Origin of the sequence: Pseudoalteromonas sp. M8 (genome assembly GCF_018141365.1) — a bacterium.
Taxonomy (GTDB): Bacteria; Pseudomonadota; Gammaproteobacteria; order Enterobacterales; family Alteromonadaceae; genus Pseudoalteromonas.
Window position 1 is genome coordinate 2,617,266 of sequence record NZ_CP047240.1, and the last position, 15,372, is coordinate 2,632,637.

Genomic DNA, 15,372 nt, shown 5'->3' on the forward strand with positions numbered 1-15,372 from the left:
CCGAATAACATGAATAAATCACACGGAGCCTGAAAGGATGGAGAATATTTATCGTTTTAGTGCACAACTTATTGATGGCCAAGTTTTGCCATTACAGTCTTTAGCGGGAAGACCGCTATTGATCGTTAACATTGCGAGCAAATGTAGCTTTGCTCCGCAACTGTCTGCACTTGAAAAGCTATACAGCAAATACAAACCTTTTGGATTTGAGGTATTGGCCTTTCCTTGTAATCAGTTCGGTCGCAATGAACCACTTGAAGATGAAATGCTTAAAGAGTTTTACAATACACATTTCAATTTAAGCTTTAAGATCTGTACTAAAACACAAGTCAACGGACCTGATGCACATCCATTATTTAGCTATTTAAAATCTCACACCCGTGGTATCGCGCAAAACCGCGCAATTAAATGGAATTTTACCAAGTTTCTAATAAACTCTGAAGGCATGCTAGTATCAAGATATGCCCCAAGAACAAAACCAGAAACGCTTAAGTCAGTGATAGAGAGCCACATTAATCATGAGAATCGCCCTATTCAGTTCGCAAAACTATGAAGTGCCGTTTTTTGAGCAAGCCGTAAATACCTACTCAGAACTTGAAATAAGTTTTATTAGTGAGTCACTCAATGAAAAAACGGTTTCGCTGTGTCAGCACTATGACGCGGTTTGTGTATTTGTAAACGATACTGTAAATGCACAAGTGATTGATAAACTGGCTGACTATGGCGTTAAAACCATCGCCCTACGCTGCGCAGGTTTCAATAACGTTGATATTCAACAGGCAAAACAGCGTGACATAAAGGTTGTCCGTGTTCCAGCCTACAGCCCAGAAGCGGTTGCAGAACACTGTATCGCGTTGATGCTAACGCTCAGCCGCAAGACACATAAGGCCTACAATCGAGTTCGAGAAGATAATTTTGATCTCAACGGCTTACTCGGTTTTAATATTTACAATAAAACGGTTGGTATCATCGGCTGTGGCAAAATTGGCCAAGCCTTAGTCAGTATCTTAAACGGCTTTGGTGCCAATGTCCTAGTTTATGACCCAAACATAGGGGAAGGTCCTTATACCTTGGTCTCTCTAGATATCTTACTGGCGCAATCGGATATTATTAGCCTACACTGTCCGCTTAATGAACATACTCATCATATTATTGATGATGCTGCGTTTGCCAAAATGAAAGCGGGTGTCATGCTTATTAACACTAGTAGAGGCGCCCTGTTAGATAGCAAAGCCTGTATCGCCGCGCTTAAGTCTAAACGACTCGGTTACCTCGGCTTAGATGTATATGAGCAAGAGTCAGAGCTATTTTTTAAAAACCACAGTGAAGAAATAATTCAAGACGATGTTTTCTCGCGTTTGGTTAGCTTCCCCAATGTGCTAGTTACTGGACATCAAGGTTTTTTTACCAAAGAAGCACTAAAACAGATTGCAACAATAACCTGTGAAAACCTCGACGCAGCAAGACTTGAAAGGCCACTGACAAACCAAGTAGTCTGATTTCAGAAACCAAAAAAAGAGCATATCAGCCATGATGTGCTCTTTTGGTTACTTCAAAGTCGGGGGGAAGTAATTTGATTTATGCTTTACTCTTCAATTCAGCCGTAACCTGAGCCAAACCTACTTCTGAGATTCTCATCGTGATTTCTTTTTGCTTAGCGCTCAATAAAGAAATACCCTCAGCAACCATGTCATACACTTTCCAGTCTCCATCTTTGCTTTGACGAAACTTAAAATGCATGTCTATATCTGGTTTTGATTGCTCTCTTATTACCACCTTTACCGTCGCAAAATCAGCACCATCAGAAACTGGTAACTCTTCAAACAATACGTCTTGGCCTTTGTACTGTAAAAGTGCATTAGCGTAGGTAGATACAAGATAGTTATCAACCGCACCAATAAACTCGATGGCTTCGTCTCTTTTTAGCCCTTTAATATGTTTACCAAGCAATTTAAAAGATACAAACTTCACATCGATGTGTGGCATCAAGCGACTACGTACTATGCCCTTCATCTGAGTTTCAGTTGCTTTGCCATCTTGATTAACCGTTTTTATATCAGCAAATAGCTTATCGCCAACTTGGTTAATTAATTCATAAGGTGTGTCATTCGCAAACGCGACACCTGAGAAGATGAGAAAACTGAAAATAACAAGTAACTTTTTCATTGTTTAATCCTTATTAAACTGATGACACTAGTCTATCCAATTTGACGAGTGCAAATAAACATATCAATTCGCACCAAATTGATGCCCCTCCGACATCAATTAACGCAATGTAAAATTTCGCCTTACGATGACAATGACTCTTTATGAAGTCGTAAAGGAAAGGCGTATTCCCTTCATGGCGAGGTCTGAAGGGAAGTATACGGTGTTCAAGCGATGAAAAATGTCAGAAATTGTATCAATTTATTTGGACGCTGAGCCTAGCGAATGTAGCCAAGCTCAGTATTGTTGCGTAAAGGGGATAAATTATTGTTGCTAGTGGGGACTACAGTTTCATATCTGCCGCAAAAAACGTGATGTTATCGTTGCTTTCTAGCTTTTTCAGCGTTTCAATTATCGCATCATGCTGCGGTGAAATTGATTCAAGTTGCTGCAAAGTAATTTCATTTTTTTCAAGCTTTTCAGCCAGAGTATTGCCAATAAATGCCATTCTCTGCTGCGCACAAACACTATTAGAAAGCCAACTACCACACAAAGAAACAATGCCTATGTTTGGCGCTTTCTTCATTAAGAGGTGTTGCTCAATAGCAGGTAATCCCGCTAAGCAACTTACTCGACCACAAAATATCAAATGCGCAATCAATTGTTGGGTATGTGTACCTGTTAAATCTAGTGCGCCTTGCACCTCTGCTGCGCCAAAATGAAGCTGCAGAGCATCGGCTAAGCCGGCAAAGTCAGACTGGGTATACACGAGATCTGCACCGAGCTTTTCAAGCAGCTTTTTATATTTAGACTCGGAACATGCCGCCACCCCAAGCCCCACCTGTTTGGCAAATTGTATTGCCATTTGGCCAACTGGATGATGAGCTGATTCGATTAAAATCGTATCACCTGTATTCAGTTGAAGCTTAAATAGCGCAATCAATGCACACATAGCAGGTGCGATTGCCGCTGAGGCGAGCTTACCATCAACATTTTCTGGTAGTACAGTAAGTGCGTGACTTGGCACCAAGGCAAATTCACTCATCGTGCCTTGCTCTCGAATGTCTCCATGCCAAAAAACCCGCGTACCTGGTTCTGGAAATCCCGTTTTACATGCTTTTTCCACAACACCCACAGCATCCACACCAAACACTCTATTCGGTGTTTCTTCACAGGGACAATTGGCCACTTTGGTATCGATAAAGCTTAAACCAACGTATTCAACTTTGACCAAGACTTGATCATCGGTTGCCTCAGGTAAGTTAATTTCTCCCTGCTCGAAGGTAAGTCCATTTGTGTGATTGAATCGGACTGCTTTCATCATATGCCTTTGCGTTAGGTTAAAAATAAAGTAGTGAGACTAAATTCATTAAACCATTGTTAGCATGTTGCCACAACTTTATTAGTGTAAATATGCCCCTCGCAATTCCAATTGTTTAGTGTCACAATGGCATCAGTCTTAGTGAACTTTCTCGCATTATGGATATTAGCAGCAGATTATTAATCTTTTTAGACGTTGTGGAACGTGGTTCCTTTGCCAGTGCCGCACAACTGAGAAATATCGATCGCTCTGTCATTTCTAAGCAGATGACCAAGCTGGAAGAAGAACTCGGTGTAAGATTAATGAATCGTACGACTCGTTCCTTTTCGCTCACCTCTGCAGGTTCCGAGATGGTGAAAAAAGCAGAAGAGCTAAGGCTGCTACTAAACGACACTCAGCGCATCGCACAGAATTATCACACCGAGCCTAAAGGTTTGCTTAAAATTGCCAGCTCTACTGTGGTAGGTCGACGCTACGTACAACCTGTTATCAATGACTTTCAAAAACGTTTTCCTCATGTTGAAGTTGAGCTTAGGCTTGAAGATAGGCTCGTGGACTTAGTGGGTGAAGGTTTTGATTTAGCTTTTCGTGTCGGCGAGCCGAAAGATTCATCACTTATCGCCCGCAGAATTGCACGCAATCGATTGCTCATATTAGCAAGCCCGACGTTCTTAAAAACTCATGGCACGCCAAACTCGCTTGAGGAGCTCAGCGAATTACCTGCAGCAACCTACGCCAGTGATGCGTTAAGGTTTACCAGTATCACCTATCAAGACGAGCAAGGCATCGAGCAGCAAATGCCTGTAAAGAGTATCTTCAGAACCAACGACGGAGATACATTGATGGAAAGTGTGCTGTCTGGTACCTGTTATATTGTTGCACCAGCCTTTCTAGTCGGTAAAGAAATTACTGAAGGCAAATTACAACCGATTTTAACTAACACAAAACTGGTCGATTTTGCTGCGATGTATGCGCTCTATCCTCATCGTGATTTACCAGTCAGAACTAGGCTGTTCCTTGATGCATTCCGTGCATATATCGGTGAAGAAACCCCAATATGGGAAACAGAGATCCCTGGATTTGAACAAATGTACGGTTTTATCCCACCTAAGCCGATGTTAACTTTCTAGTCGACAGTAATTTATTCGTATATCTGGATATCAAGCTTTTTGCAGAGAGAGGTTATAGACCTCATCCGTCTAACCTTTTCATTGCGCCTTTCACCATATTCTGGGAATTAATCCACTTTACGCATTCGCTTAGCGAAAGTGGTTCACATATCTGAAAGCCCTGAATATACGGACAATTCAAGCTATACAAATACTGCAAACAAGCATCGCTTTCAACACCCTCAGCAACAATACTGCAGTTCAATTTACGTGCTAAAAACATACTGGTTTCTACTATGGCTTGATCTTTTTCACTTTCATGACTTAGCCTTACAAACGAACCGTCTATTTTGATCTGCGAAATTGGTAACTCTTTTAAAATAGAAAATGAAGAAAAACCAGTGCCGAAGTCATCAATACTCACTGCAAATCCCATATCTATTAATGTTTCAATTAGGCTTCTCGCTTTTTCCACTTCTTCCATTACGGTGCTTTCTGTAAGCTCAAATACTATATGAGTTGGGTCTACTCGGTGAGTATCCAGTAGCATAGCAAGGGTATTAATTAGATTCTGTTCAGCAAAATCTTGGCAGGAAAGGTTGATATGCACAACTAACTTGTCATCTATTTCAATCAATATTGCAAGGTCTTGGAATACACGGTTAATCACAAATGCACTCAGCTGCCGGATAAGATTATTACGCTCCGCTAACTCAATAAACTGATCTGGCATTATCATTGTACCGTCGGGCTGAGGCCACCTTAATAGCGCTTCTACTCCATGAATATCACCACTTTGAGAACACACTATCGGTTGATAATAGAGCGCCAATTCACCTCGAGCGAGCGCAACTTTGAGATTAGCTAAAAGTTGGAACTCGGCCTCAATTCCCTCATGAAGCTCTTCATCAAAGATGACGATGCTTTGACGGCTATGCTTGGCCGAATACATGGCGATATCAGCTTGCTTCAAAAGGTCAAACACATCAAGTTGGCGCGATTTAGTCCATAAGCTTGCTCCTGCGCTGTAGGTCACATCCAGTTGTAACTCCTCAATTTCTATCCCAGACTTTAACTCGCTCAGTAGTGCATTGTTTTGAGAGTAAATACAGTTTACGTCTGTAACGTCCATCAGGATAATGAATTCATCGCCGCCCATGCGATATAACTTGCTACGAGGAAGCAGTGCTGCACGCATTTTGTGTGCAAGTTCCACCAACAATTTATCACCAAAGAAGTGCCCTTTTGCATCGTTGATCTGCTTAAAATTATTCAGATCAACCAAGATAACACTAAAGTCGAGCTGCTGATGCTTACGTTCATTAATGGCGTCAATGCAGCGCTGGCGATTCTCTAAATCCGTTAAAAAATCATGTTCAGCGTTATATTTGGCCTGCGTTGCAATTTCATTTAATTCTTGCAGACTTGTTAGACTTAGACAATTCACCACAAAAACAAAAATGGAGCCAAGAAACAGGATTAAACTTAAGCCTTGCTCAATGAAACTAGCGCTATTGTGATCGTACAGAAAGTAGGCAAAGCTCAAGTATCCGAGTTCAAACAGAGCCATAAGAATTAACAACACTCGCCACCCGACCGAAGAGGTTAATCGACATATTTTAAAGGCCGGTGAAAAAGCTAATCCCATGATAAAGCTGCCAGCTAATACTAATATAAGTGCAATCAAAGGAGTCGTCGTGCATGGAATACAATGGTTAGAGTATAGATTATAAATCTGCCCTTGCTCGGGACAGGCTAAATTATTCAACAATTGGTGGGGAATTTAGTAGCGGACTTGGCAGCCCGCTCACATAGACCAGTTGGCCTTGATTAAAAGTTAGTCTGCACTTTTTAGAATTCGGTAAAGTTGATCTTTTAACCACAGTCTCTTTTTCTTCAGTGACTCAAGATACTCATCACTTGAGTGCTCTACACCGTCTTCAATTCGAATAACTTCATTGTCTACTTCATGATAATCTTTAAAAAGTTTTGAGAAATGTCCATCAGACAGTTTTAATTCATGAATTCTGTCTTTAAACTCTGGCAGTTCTTTAGCTAGGCTGTGGCGTTCAATATTCATCGTTTTATTCCCATAAATAGCTAGGTAATCTGAGTTTGGGTATAAATCTCAGATTAAGGCTGAAAATGCATTTGAGTTTAGGGTAGACCCAATCAATGCGCCGTTAGTGACAGTGATTTCGAATACATTTTTTGAAGTTACTGTCTGATTGGGCCTGTTTCCATAGTACGCTGCCACCTTCTTTGAGTATTGATCTAACGCAAATCACATTCAGTTATAAACAATCAAAGTTTTTGTCGTTTCTTTATACTGTTCGTGATACAAAATCGAGGACCTTTGACCACATTCTTAGGGTTTCTCGCAAAGTCGCTAGCCGCCTAGATGCAATTGTTGTAAAATGTCGGCGTTTCTAAGCAAATCTATCTAGCAACTTTTGAGGAAAACCTGTGAGCGAACAAAAACAGTCTCTTAGTTATAAAGACGCTGGCGTTGACATCGATGCGGGCAACGCATTGGTCGAAAGAATTAAAGGCGTAGTGAAAAAAACTCGTCGCCCAGAAGTAATGGGTGGCATTGGTGGTTTTGGTGCACTATGCGAACTTCCAACTGGATATAAAGAGCCTGTTTTGGTTGCTGGCACTGACGGTGTTGGTACTAAGCTACGCTTAGCTATCGATTTGAAAAAGCACGACACAGTAGGTATTGACCTAGTTGCTATGTGTGTTAACGATCTTATTGTCCAAGGCGCTGAACCCCTATTTTTCTTGGACTACTATGCTACAGGCAAGTTAGACGTTGATGTTGCGGCGGACGTAGTATCTGGTATTGGTAAAGGATGCGAGCTTTCTGGTTGTGCGCTTATCGGTGGTGAAACGGCTGAAATGCCAGGCATGTACGAAGGCGATGACTACGATATGGCAGGCTTTTGTACTGGCGTGGTAGAGAAGTCTAAAATCATTGATGGAACTAAAGTTGCGGCTGGCGATCAGCTGATTGCATTGGGTTCAAGCGGTCCGCACTCAAACGGCTACTCTCTAATCCGTAAAGTACTAGAAGTATCTGGCGCAGATACTAACGCAGAGTTCGAAGGCAAAACTCTAGGCGAGCACCTGCTAGAGCCAACCCGTATCTACGTAAAGCAAATCTTAGCGCTATTAAAAGAAGTTGATGTTCACGCACTTTCTCATATCACTGGCGGTGGTTTTTGGGAAAACATCCCTCGCGTGCTACCTGAATCTGCAAAAGCAGTGATTAAAGGTGATAGCTGGCAATGGCCTGCAATCTTCAACTGGTTACAAGAAAACGGTAACATTGCAACGCACGAAATGTACCGCACATTCAACTGTGGTGTTGGCATGATCTTAGTTGTTCCTGCTGACAAGCTTGAACAAAGCCTTGAAATCCTGAAAGCACAAGGCGAAAACGCTTGGCACATCGGTGAAATTCAAGACGCTCAGGCTGGTGAAGAGCAAGTTGAGATCTTAGGTGGTGCCGAGTAATGGCACCCACTCGCCTTGTTGTTCTGATCTCTGGTAGTGGTTCAAATTTGCAAGCAATCATTGATGCTTGCAAATCTGGCTATATTCAAGGTGAAATTGCAGCCGTTGTCAGTAATAAAGCGGACGCATACGGCCTAACCAGAGCGCAAGAGGCTGGTATAGCGACTTCTGTTTTAGACCATAAGCAATACGCATCTCGTGAAGAGTATGACGTTGCGCTTGGTCAACTAATTGATAGCTTTACACCAGATTTGGTTGTATTAGCTGGATTTATGCGTATTCTAACTCCAAACTTGGTGCAAAAATTTAGAGGAAAAATGTTGAACATTCATCCTTCTTTGTTGCCTAAGTATCAAGGGCTGAACACCCACCAAAGAGCAATCGATGCAAACGATGCAGAACATGGTGCTAGCGTTCACTTTGTCACAGAAGAGTTAGATGGTGGTCCTGTGGTCTGTCAGGCCAAGGTCGCTGTTCTTCCAGATGATACGGCAGAGTCACTGGCGCAACGTGTGCATAAGCAAGAACACATTCTTTATCCTTTGGTGGTCAAATGGTTCAGCGAACAAAGACTAACAATGGAAGCAGACTATGCTGTTTTTGATAACAAAACCTTACCAGTTCAAGGTGCGCCGTACCCAGAAAAATAAAAAATGGAGCGCTGTGCTAATTGGTATTAGCGCTCTACTTTCCACTTCGACATTTGCGAACTCTCTCACTGAATATCACGCCGAATACCAAGTTTCACGCAAAGGTAAGGTTCATGGTAGTGCCACGCGAGACCTCACAAAAATAGCCGATGCAACATACGCTGTACGTTACAAAAGCGATATCGAATGGATGATTTTTTCAGACGTAAGAACTGAAGAATCATTGTTTAAAGTCGCTGAACATACCGTCAGCCCACTACATTACAGTATGACCCGTGAAGGGACTGGTCCAGATAAAAGCTACAAAATTAAGTTTGATCATCAAAACCAAGCAATTACCTCCAGTGAAGAAAAGTATCCACTGAAAGTGAAGTGGCTTGAGAATCAGCAAGATTTAATTAGTTATCAAGTACAGCTGCGAGAGGATTTAAAGGCGGGAAAGACCAAGTTTAGCTATCCTATCATAGACAAAAAAGGCGACCAGCGAAGCTATGATTTTGAGGTGGCCGGCGAGGAAATGATCACTCTACCTTTTGGCAACGTCAAAACCATCAAAGTTAAACGCGTTTATGATGATAGCGATCGTCAAGCCATTGCTTGGTTTGCACCAAGTTATGATCATATGCTGGTTAAAATGTACAAAGGTAAAGATGGTATGGAGCAGTTTCAGATAGAGCTTAAAACCTACCAACCCAAATCAGAGATTTGATAGCAACATCGTTGATTCATCAAGGCGGCTCAACTAAGCCGCCTTTGCTTACAAAAACTCAGAACTACACCTTCTCACCTAATTTGAATAAAGCAAACTCGCCGGGCTCAAGTTTCTGCCACTGTTCATCGTTGGTCAGCGGTCGAGTTGCAATAACAGTGACAACATCATCTGGTGTGGTTTCCTTTTGAAAATCCACCTCCATATCCGCATCAATTAAGGTAGCCTTACCAAATGGGGCTCTACGGGTTATCCAATGTAGATTATTGGTGCAATACGCCAACACATAAATACCATCGGTTATCAACATGTTGAATACCCCTTTGTCTCTCAATGTGTGCGCTAGCTTTGCGATATACCTGAAAACTGAGACCATGTTTGACGGACGACTTGGGTATTTTTCTCGTACTTTGTCCAAAATCCAACAAAAAGCAAGTTCACTGTCTGTATTCCCAACTGGTCGGTAGAAATCAGTTTTTAAGTCTTTATAGTCCGAAAGCTGGCCATTATGGGCGTACGTGATCTCCCGACCCCATAATTCTCGAGTGAATGGGTGGGTATTTTCAAGACAAGTTCGTCCCCTATTTCCCTGTCGAATATGACTTATTACGGACACGCTTTTAATCGGATATGCTTTGACTAATTTAGCAATTTCAGACTGACAGCTAGGCTCTGGATCTTTAAAGGTTCTACATCCTTTCCCCTCGTAAAAGGTGATACCCCAGCCATCTTTATGAGGACCCGTATTGCCACCGCGCTCCAACAAACCAGAAAAGCTAAAACAAATATCCGTCGGTACGTTCGCCGACATCCCCAAAAGCTCACACACGAATTATACACCCCTTAAAAATCAATAATTTAAAAACAAAACTCTATTTAAAATCCACTTTGGTCACAGTTTTGGTCACAGTTTGGTTTTCAAAATCTCATTAAAATAGGCAAAAAACCTACTTAGTTATCGGGTTAAGCTTACCATGTAACGCATCAGCTTTGCTTTTAAAACCTGTAAACTCAGCGGCGTTAATTGGTGGCGGTTTTGTCATTTCGTGCTTATGAGTCGCTATTTTTTCGTTAGTCTTTGCGACAACTTCAATTAGTTCTAAAATAATTCTTATCGCATTAACTGAGTTGTTACCAACCCATACAGTCGCCCCCTCTACTTTTGCAAGGTCAGCAGCTTTTGCATAAAGCGTCCGCAAGCTTTGCAACTGCATATCATCATGTGCTTTTATTTCAATTTGTTTTTTACTGCCAATCAATACGCCTTCGAGCGCGGTTAGTAACGCCTTCTCACCCACAATTGTTTTCAGGGCGCCCATTACTTCATTTATTTGGTTGCCATCTATCCTGGTTATGTCATGACTCTCTATGTTGCACGTGCGCTCATGGTAGGCCTCATTTCTTGACCTCGCCATAACGGTGCTTGTGTCACTACATTGACTGATATCTCTATCCGTTTTCATATGCCAGCTTTCATCGCGACCTTGGATACTGCTGGTAGCACTTTGTAAAAGAGATACGTCTGTGTGTTTAGAGCTTGGCACTAAACTTTGCCATGGCAGTATTGCAGTGATCACAGGTAGACTGTTGAGCCCGTCAATATATTGCAGTAGACAAAGCATGCCGGGCTTGGGGTGTGAGATGACACCTGCATTATTTGGCTGTCCAATTGCTAGTGTCACTTGTTGAAATACCGGTGCGTCAGTCGGCTCAAGAGTTTGTGGGTTTATGAGCTGTATATCTGCTGCTTTGTATGGTCGGTACGGAGTGCTAGCTTTTGGGGTATCTGTAGGCAAATCATATATAGCAACAAATTTTGCCAGCTGTGGTAAATGTTTTCGCTCACCTAGCTCAGGAAAATACCTTAGTATGAGCCGTTTAATAGCTTGTTTGACCATCTTAATTGCATCCTGTCATCTTTTAGTGTCATTTCCGTGATGTATCGGCCATTGATTTTTATGCCAGGTCTTAACTTTGGTATTGCTAACACCTCGCCGCTTAAGCTGTTTATCGTTTTAATTGCGTGTTCAGGGAACTCACTAACCTCAGAGGTGGCCCACTTGGAATGCTCCCAACTGCCAACGTAGATTTTCCCATCAGGTCGCTGCTGAACTATGTAATGAGGTATTTGCCAAACTGCACCAATTTGGCGTAGCGCTTCAATGCCTGTTCCTGCATGGTGGAATGCTGGTACGACGGCTTTTGAATATTGTACATTTGGTATAACAAATTCTAGCTGTCCTTGTGATAGCTCTGCCAATACCTTTTCAATCGTTGCATGTCTAATTGCCATAGGTATTTTAAAGCTTAGTGCGCCAATTAGCTCTCTACATGTCAAGTGCCACAAGCCGTTTGAATATAACTTTGATTCAATCACACCTAAAAAGTATGGCTCCAACGCCTCTAATTCATATCCTATATGCAGTTCAACTAGTCCGGCTGGTTCAAAGTCACAAACAACTTGAAAGCTCGCCCTGCCTGTAGAACCTATATCCAGTTGCACTAGCTTTTTTTCGATTGTTGTTACTGGCACTCCGCCAATTGTTAGTTGCTCATTTAATTTCAAGGCCCTTCAACCTCGCTAAATTGAGCCAATATTTTTTCATGACCTGTCGTTGACTGCGCCGCAGCGGTTTGTTGACCTTTTGAATCTAATTGCTGTTGCTGGCGCTCCGATACCGATCTCACTTCGAGCAGGTTAAAAGATACGAGCCACGCCCTCACGTCTTCATCTTCAGTTGCTTTTACATCGCCATCAAATTTGGCGCGGCGGATTTTATATGCTGCTGAAATAGGGCTATTGATGGTATAGGTTCGACGCGCGCCATTTTCATCGAGTGCCTTTGCCTTACTGATCAACGCTTCTAGCTCTTGTTCTTCAGCGAATGGTATTTTTGTTTTTACAGTAAGCACCGCAGCCTTAATACCTTGGTCAAGTGACAACGCAAACGAGCCGAATCCCGATGCATCATCCCCCTTAATTTTTACTGCCGCGCTTACCTTGGTCTCATAACCTGGCACACGCCATCCATCTATACTGATCATATTGCGTCTTTCACTATGCTTAGGCTTTCAAAATTACCGACGAGTAACACAAAAACCCAGTGTTCGTCATTATTGCCAAATCGAGTTATAGCTTGTGCAAGAGAGCTTCTGCTTGAAGCTCTAATCAGCTCAGCATTAAGTCTCGTTGCAATGTGTACTTCGCTAGGATTTAGCCTATGATTTCGCTCTGCTTTTAGTTTTTCAGTTTCTGTCATCGCATTGTCAATGGATGTAATAAGGGTTGTCCCCTCATCATTTATGAGCCTTTTTGAATCATTGAGCCATTGTAAACTCAAAGGTTTTAATGATGTTGTAGTTAACGTTTGCCAATCCAAACTTTGCCCGTTTGTGATTGTAAACTTATCTTGCTCCACAGTAGTTAAGCTCTCTGCATAAGCTGCCGTGTGAATAAAATCAGCAATTGGACATGATTGATTAAAGTTCTCCAGCTTACTTTTTAGAGCTTTTTCGGTTTGTCCAAAACTATAGAGCAGTAAACCATCCCAACTGTTAGGGCTATCAATTCTGGTTTCATCTTGTACAGCTTCCGCAAGTTCAGCGGCCCCTGCTGCACTGGTCATAGTTCGTGATGTTTGATAGCTGTAATGGCTTAACTTATGGAGTGTTTTTATCCGTCTATTTAACGCTGCCCTGTCCATTGAGGCTATCCTTAAAAGCATTAGGGTATTTTACTTTTTGATACCCGAGCACAAAAAAATACATAATGTGAGCTTTGAGTTTACTCACACCACCAAGCTGTAAGTATTCTTTAAAATACTGATGTGCTTGTGGGTTGCGCTTTCTAAGCTCATCATCATGGATGATCGCAGCAAGTAACCCATCTCCAAATGGATTGTGAAACCACCATAGCCATCTCGGAATGCTGAACCCATCAGTTACGATCCCAGCAGCTACCTCTCCATATTTGTGTTTAATTGGCTCAAGCACCCGCGCTTTACCACCTCCAATAAACTCCAACTTAGGATGTGGTAACTGGGACATAAACGTCAAACTCCATCGTTTCAAAATCCAATCTAAACGGCGCGTTTTCGATACGTGCCAAACCCTCGTTAAGGCGCTTGGCAGTAATTAGATAATTACCGCTGGTATCAAACTGTAATGGCAACGTCACCACGCCATCTTTGATAGTCGCAATAAACCGTAGGTCTTCAATTGGTTGGCTCGCATTTACTACGCGCTCAACCATCACCATGAGCCCGCCGTTTGGTAATCCAGTAGCCCTAGCCGTTAAAACTAGTTTTTCAGATTTTGGAACCCACCAGATTTGGCCTATTAATTTGCCATTGGTAGTTTCAACAGCGATATCATTTAGCCCGATAACTGGTAACGACCGAGAGTTATTGGTTTTCAGTTGCGCTACATCGTAGTCTGATGCAATCTGTTTTGTGCCTGAATATTTACAGTGGAGATAGGTCGCATCCCCAATCGTAACAACATGTTGATTGGTAAAATACTGCGGCTCATCTGGTAGCTGCCCCTCCACATTACCAGGTGCTATTTTAATTAATAGTTCCAAAATCATACCCCATGTGATGTTTAATGATGTTGATTACCCACTCATTGAAAGAGTCATAATCCCAGTACAGCGCATCTTGATAAACTAGGTTTGGATTACTACCCTCTTTAGAAATGCCAAGCATTAACGTATTTGGTGATATTTGTTCACCTCTATGAAATAGCGGAAGTTCTGTGCTTTGAGTTATTGCTAAAGGCAAATACACATTTTTATCGTCGACAGCCACATTAACTTTTAGTCTGAAGGTCGGTGCTCCAATGCTCGATGTGTAGCCAGATGAAAAACTGGGAGTATTTAACGAGTGCACAGAAACCTGTCCATTCGCAATAATCAACGATGCCTCACCGTTAATTGGTGTTGGTATTTTGTTGTTGATGGTGAGCGCGTCTGTGTTTACATCAAAATAGCAATACGTTACCAGATCTCCATTGGTTGCTAGCCGTTCCGTCACCTTGATTTTCAATTGGTTGCCTATGTAACAAAAACTGTATGCTGCATAGGTGTAGTTTTCATCTGGGTGAGTAATTTCTTGCCCATAGGTGATGACACCCGTAGCACGGTTGACTTTTACTAATTTCTTGCCAACAAAGGCAAAAATACTCTCACCCAAAAAAAACAATGCGGTCGAATAGTATGCCCCTTTGCTCAGCCATACATTCTCACTACTCCACAAGACATTGCCGCCGGCAGACTTGTATACCAATATGTTTAATTTATTCTCTACATAACTGCCATCAGCGGCAATTGGGTCTATTATTCGCCAATTATTTCCGCTCTCAGTCATGTTCGACAGGAGCGCAGAGCAGCTAGGAAACTGGCTGCGCTTTGGGTATGGGAACGGGTAGCCGTTCGAAAACATATTAATGGTATTATTCACTTAAGAGCTCCCATTCTTTTTCTCCATTTAAAAATAGCGTCAATGCGCGGTGGTCTATAAAATCAAATTCAGTTACCTCAGATAGTTGACCTCGACCGTTTACATACCAGACCTTACTATCAGTACAGGCAATTGTTGCTTGGATACTCAGCTCTTTAGTAATGATGACTTTTGATGACCGAGGCAGATTTGTCACAGGTGGTAACGTGTATCGTTTAGATGCAATCAGGCGATTTTCACCCAGTGAGAGCAGTCCACTTCCTGCATGGGAGCGATAACCGCTTTGTAAGAATGAGGCGAAATTACCAGCGTGAAGTATGTCATGGCCAAAGTATTTAAATTGTGTCCTACTAACCCGAACACCGTCACTCCACGGGGACTCTCCAACTCCAATATACGCATATGCTGCATCATCCAGAGAACCATTGTAGCTGCAGACCCCCATGCCCCCCGCTTTTAG

At 42.2% G+C, this 15,372-nt stretch carries 19 protein-coding genes; 6 read left to right on the top strand and 13 right to left on the bottom strand.

The genetic code is table 11. The annotated features are described in order from the left end of the window. The first annotated feature begins 37 nt into the window (after positions 1-37). Together GSF13_RS16345 and GSF13_RS16350 are read left to right on the top strand one after the other, a co-directional pair. Positions 38-553: a glutathione peroxidase gene (locus GSF13_RS16345; protein ID WP_010373899.1), complete on the top strand. Its 516-nt coding sequence runs from the start codon at positions 38-40 to the stop codon at positions 551-553. Continuing rightward, the gene (locus tag GSF13_RS16350) at positions 519-1,499 is read left to right on the top strand and encodes a 2-hydroxyacid dehydrogenase (protein ID WP_102056993.1); all 981 of its coding nucleotides are present in this window, start codon (positions 519-521) and stop codon (positions 1,497-1,499) included. The genes GSF13_RS16345 and GSF13_RS16350 overlap by 35 nt, the downstream gene beginning before the upstream one ends. Positions 1,500-1,578: 79 nt before the next feature. Here GSF13_RS16350 and GSF13_RS16355 read toward each other — a convergent pair whose 3' ends face one another. Next, positions 1,579-2,166, bottom strand: coding sequence for an ABC transporter substrate-binding protein (locus GSF13_RS16355; RefSeq protein WP_010373895.1), 588 nt, complete (start codon positions 2,164-2,166; stop codon positions 1,579-1,581). Positions 2,167-2,488: 322 nt separating this feature from the next. Continuing rightward, a complete protein-coding gene (locus tag GSF13_RS16360) occupies positions 2,489-3,469 on the bottom strand; it encodes a zinc-binding dehydrogenase (protein WP_249122689.1) in 981 nt (326 codons plus the stop codon). A gap of 155 nt (positions 3,470-3,624) precedes the next feature. On the opposite strand from GSF13_RS16360, the gene GSF13_RS16365 reads away from it, so the two are divergent. Beyond that, a complete protein-coding gene (locus GSF13_RS16365) occupies positions 3,625-4,596 on the top strand; it encodes a LysR substrate-binding domain-containing protein (RefSeq protein WP_010605058.1) in 972 nt (323 codons plus the stop codon). Between the two features lie 61 nt (positions 4,597-4,657). On the opposite strand, the gene GSF13_RS16370 is transcribed toward GSF13_RS16365, so the two are convergent. Both GSF13_RS16370 and GSF13_RS16375 read right to left on the bottom strand, forming a co-directional pair. Then, positions 4,658-6,160, bottom strand: coding sequence for a bifunctional diguanylate cyclase/phosphodiesterase (locus GSF13_RS16370; protein ID WP_233525162.1), 1,503 nt, complete (start codon positions 6,158-6,160; stop codon positions 4,658-4,660). Positions 6,161-6,412: 252 nt separating this feature from the next. Then, positions 6,413-6,655 (bottom strand): DUF465 domain-containing protein, encoded by a 243-nt coding sequence (locus tag GSF13_RS16375; RefSeq protein ID WP_010373888.1) that lies wholly within the window; start codon positions 6,653-6,655, stop codon positions 6,413-6,415. A 386-nt stretch (positions 6,656-7,041) separates the two neighbouring features. Between GSF13_RS16375 and purM the strand changes: the two genes are divergently transcribed. Genes purM through GSF13_RS16390 form a run of 3 tightly spaced genes read left to right on the top strand, consistent with a single transcriptional unit; the run spans position 7,042 to position 9,453 of the window. Further along, positions 7,042-8,094 (top strand): phosphoribosylformylglycinamidine cyclo-ligase, encoded by a 1,053-nt coding sequence (gene purM / locus GSF13_RS16380; RefSeq protein ID WP_017219542.1) that lies wholly within the window; start codon positions 7,042-7,044, stop codon positions 8,092-8,094. Next, the gene (gene purN, locus GSF13_RS16385) at positions 8,094-8,744 is read left to right on the top strand and encodes a phosphoribosylglycinamide formyltransferase (protein WP_017219541.1); all 651 of its coding nucleotides are present in this window, start codon (positions 8,094-8,096) and stop codon (positions 8,742-8,744) included. The genes purM and purN overlap by 1 nt, the downstream gene beginning before the upstream one ends. 13 nt (positions 8,745-8,757) lie before the next feature. Further along, positions 8,758-9,453 carry a DUF3108 domain-containing protein gene (locus GSF13_RS16390; RefSeq protein ID WP_017219540.1) on the top strand — a complete coding sequence of 232 codons (696 nt, stop codon included), beginning with the start codon at positions 8,758-8,760 and terminating at the stop codon, positions 9,451-9,453. Positions 9,454-9,517: 64 nt separating this feature from the next. Here GSF13_RS16390 and GSF13_RS16395 read toward each other — a convergent pair whose 3' ends face one another. From GSF13_RS16395 to GSF13_RS16435, 9 genes are all read right to left on the bottom strand, one after another. After that, on the bottom strand, positions 9,518-10,282 hold the full coding sequence (locus tag GSF13_RS16395; protein WP_211866303.1) for a class II glutamine amidotransferase: 765 nt from the start codon (positions 10,280-10,282) through the stop codon (positions 9,518-9,520). Between the two features lie 118 nt (positions 10,283-10,400). Then, entirely contained in the window at positions 10,401-11,351 is a 951-nt protein-coding gene (locus GSF13_RS16400; RefSeq protein ID WP_211866305.1) for a hypothetical protein, read from the bottom strand. Beyond that, positions 11,318-12,019 (bottom strand): hypothetical protein, encoded by a 702-nt coding sequence (locus tag GSF13_RS16405; RefSeq protein ID WP_211866312.1) that lies wholly within the window; start codon positions 12,017-12,019, stop codon positions 11,318-11,320. The genes GSF13_RS16400 and GSF13_RS16405 overlap by 34 nt, the downstream gene beginning before the upstream one ends. After that, positions 12,016-12,498, bottom strand: a complete 483-nt coding sequence (locus GSF13_RS16410) for a hypothetical protein (RefSeq protein ID WP_211866314.1) — start codon at positions 12,496-12,498, stop codon at positions 12,016-12,018. Before GSF13_RS16410 ends, GSF13_RS16405 begins: the two co-directional genes overlap by 4 nt. Further along, on the bottom strand, positions 12,495-13,157 hold the full coding sequence (locus GSF13_RS16415; RefSeq protein ID WP_211866316.1) for a hypothetical protein: 663 nt from the start codon (positions 13,155-13,157) through the stop codon (positions 12,495-12,497). Before GSF13_RS16415 ends, GSF13_RS16410 begins: the two co-directional genes overlap by 4 nt. Continuing rightward, positions 13,135-13,500 (bottom strand): DUF1353 domain-containing protein, encoded by a 366-nt coding sequence (locus tag GSF13_RS16420; protein ID WP_211866318.1) that lies wholly within the window; start codon positions 13,498-13,500, stop codon positions 13,135-13,137. Before GSF13_RS16420 ends, GSF13_RS16415 begins: the two co-directional genes overlap by 23 nt. Continuing rightward, positions 13,478-14,035, bottom strand: a complete 558-nt coding sequence (locus tag GSF13_RS16425) for a hypothetical protein (RefSeq protein WP_211866320.1) — start codon at positions 14,033-14,035, stop codon at positions 13,478-13,480. Before GSF13_RS16425 ends, GSF13_RS16420 begins: the two co-directional genes overlap by 23 nt. Then, the gene (locus tag GSF13_RS16430) at positions 14,019-14,912 is read right to left on the bottom strand and encodes a hypothetical protein (protein WP_211866322.1); all 894 of its coding nucleotides are present in this window, start codon (positions 14,910-14,912) and stop codon (positions 14,019-14,021) included. The genes GSF13_RS16425 and GSF13_RS16430 overlap by 17 nt, the downstream gene beginning before the upstream one ends. Further along, positions 14,905-15,357 carry a hypothetical protein gene (locus GSF13_RS16435; protein WP_211866324.1) on the bottom strand — a complete coding sequence of 151 codons (453 nt, stop codon included), beginning with the start codon at positions 15,355-15,357 and terminating at the stop codon, positions 14,905-14,907. The genes GSF13_RS16430 and GSF13_RS16435 overlap by 8 nt, the downstream gene beginning before the upstream one ends. Between the last annotated feature and the right edge of the window lie 15 nt (positions 15,358-15,372).

Bases quoted from the DNA above. Each gene is read 5' to 3' on its own strand.
- GSF13_RS16375 (WP_010373888.1), bottom strand. From the start codon at position 6,655: ATGAATATTGAACGCCACAGCCTAGCTAAAGAACTGCCAGAGTTTAAA.
- GSF13_RS16365 (WP_010605058.1), top strand. From the start codon at position 3,625: ATGGATATTAGCAGCAGATTATTAATCTTTTTAGACGTTGTGGAACGT.
- GSF13_RS16420 (WP_211866318.1), bottom strand. From the start codon at position 13,500: ATGTCCCAGTTACCACATCCTAAGTTGGAGTTTATTGGAGGTGGTAAA.
- GSF13_RS16410 (WP_211866314.1), bottom strand. From the start codon at position 12,498: ATGATCAGTATAGATGGATGGCGTGTGCCAGGTTATGAGACCAAGGTA.
- GSF13_RS16415 (WP_211866316.1), bottom strand. From the start codon at position 13,157: ATGGACAGGGCAGCGTTAAATAGACGGATAAAAACACTCCATAAGTTA.
- GSF13_RS16350 (WP_102056993.1), top strand. From the start codon at position 519: ATGAGAATCGCCCTATTCAGTTCGCAAAACTATGAAGTGCCGTTTTTT.
- GSF13_RS16360 (WP_249122689.1), bottom strand. From the start codon at position 3,469: ATGATGAAAGCAGTCCGATTCAATCACACAAATGGACTTACCTTCGAG.
- purN (WP_017219541.1), top strand. From the start codon at position 8,094: ATGGCACCCACTCGCCTTGTTGTTCTGATCTCTGGTAGTGGTTCAAAT.
- GSF13_RS16400 (WP_211866305.1), bottom strand. From the start codon at position 11,351: ATGGTCAAACAAGCTATTAAACGGCTCATACTAAGGTATTTTCCTGAG.
- GSF13_RS16345 (WP_010373899.1), top strand. From the start codon at position 38: ATGGAGAATATTTATCGTTTTAGTGCACAACTTATTGATGGCCAAGTT.
- GSF13_RS16435 (WP_211866324.1), bottom strand. From the start codon at position 15,357: ATGGGGGTCTGCAGCTACAATGGTTCTCTGGATGATGCAGCATATGCG.
- GSF13_RS16355 (WP_010373895.1), bottom strand. From the start codon at position 2,166: ATGAAAAAGTTACTTGTTATTTTCAGTTTTCTCATCTTCTCAGGTGTC.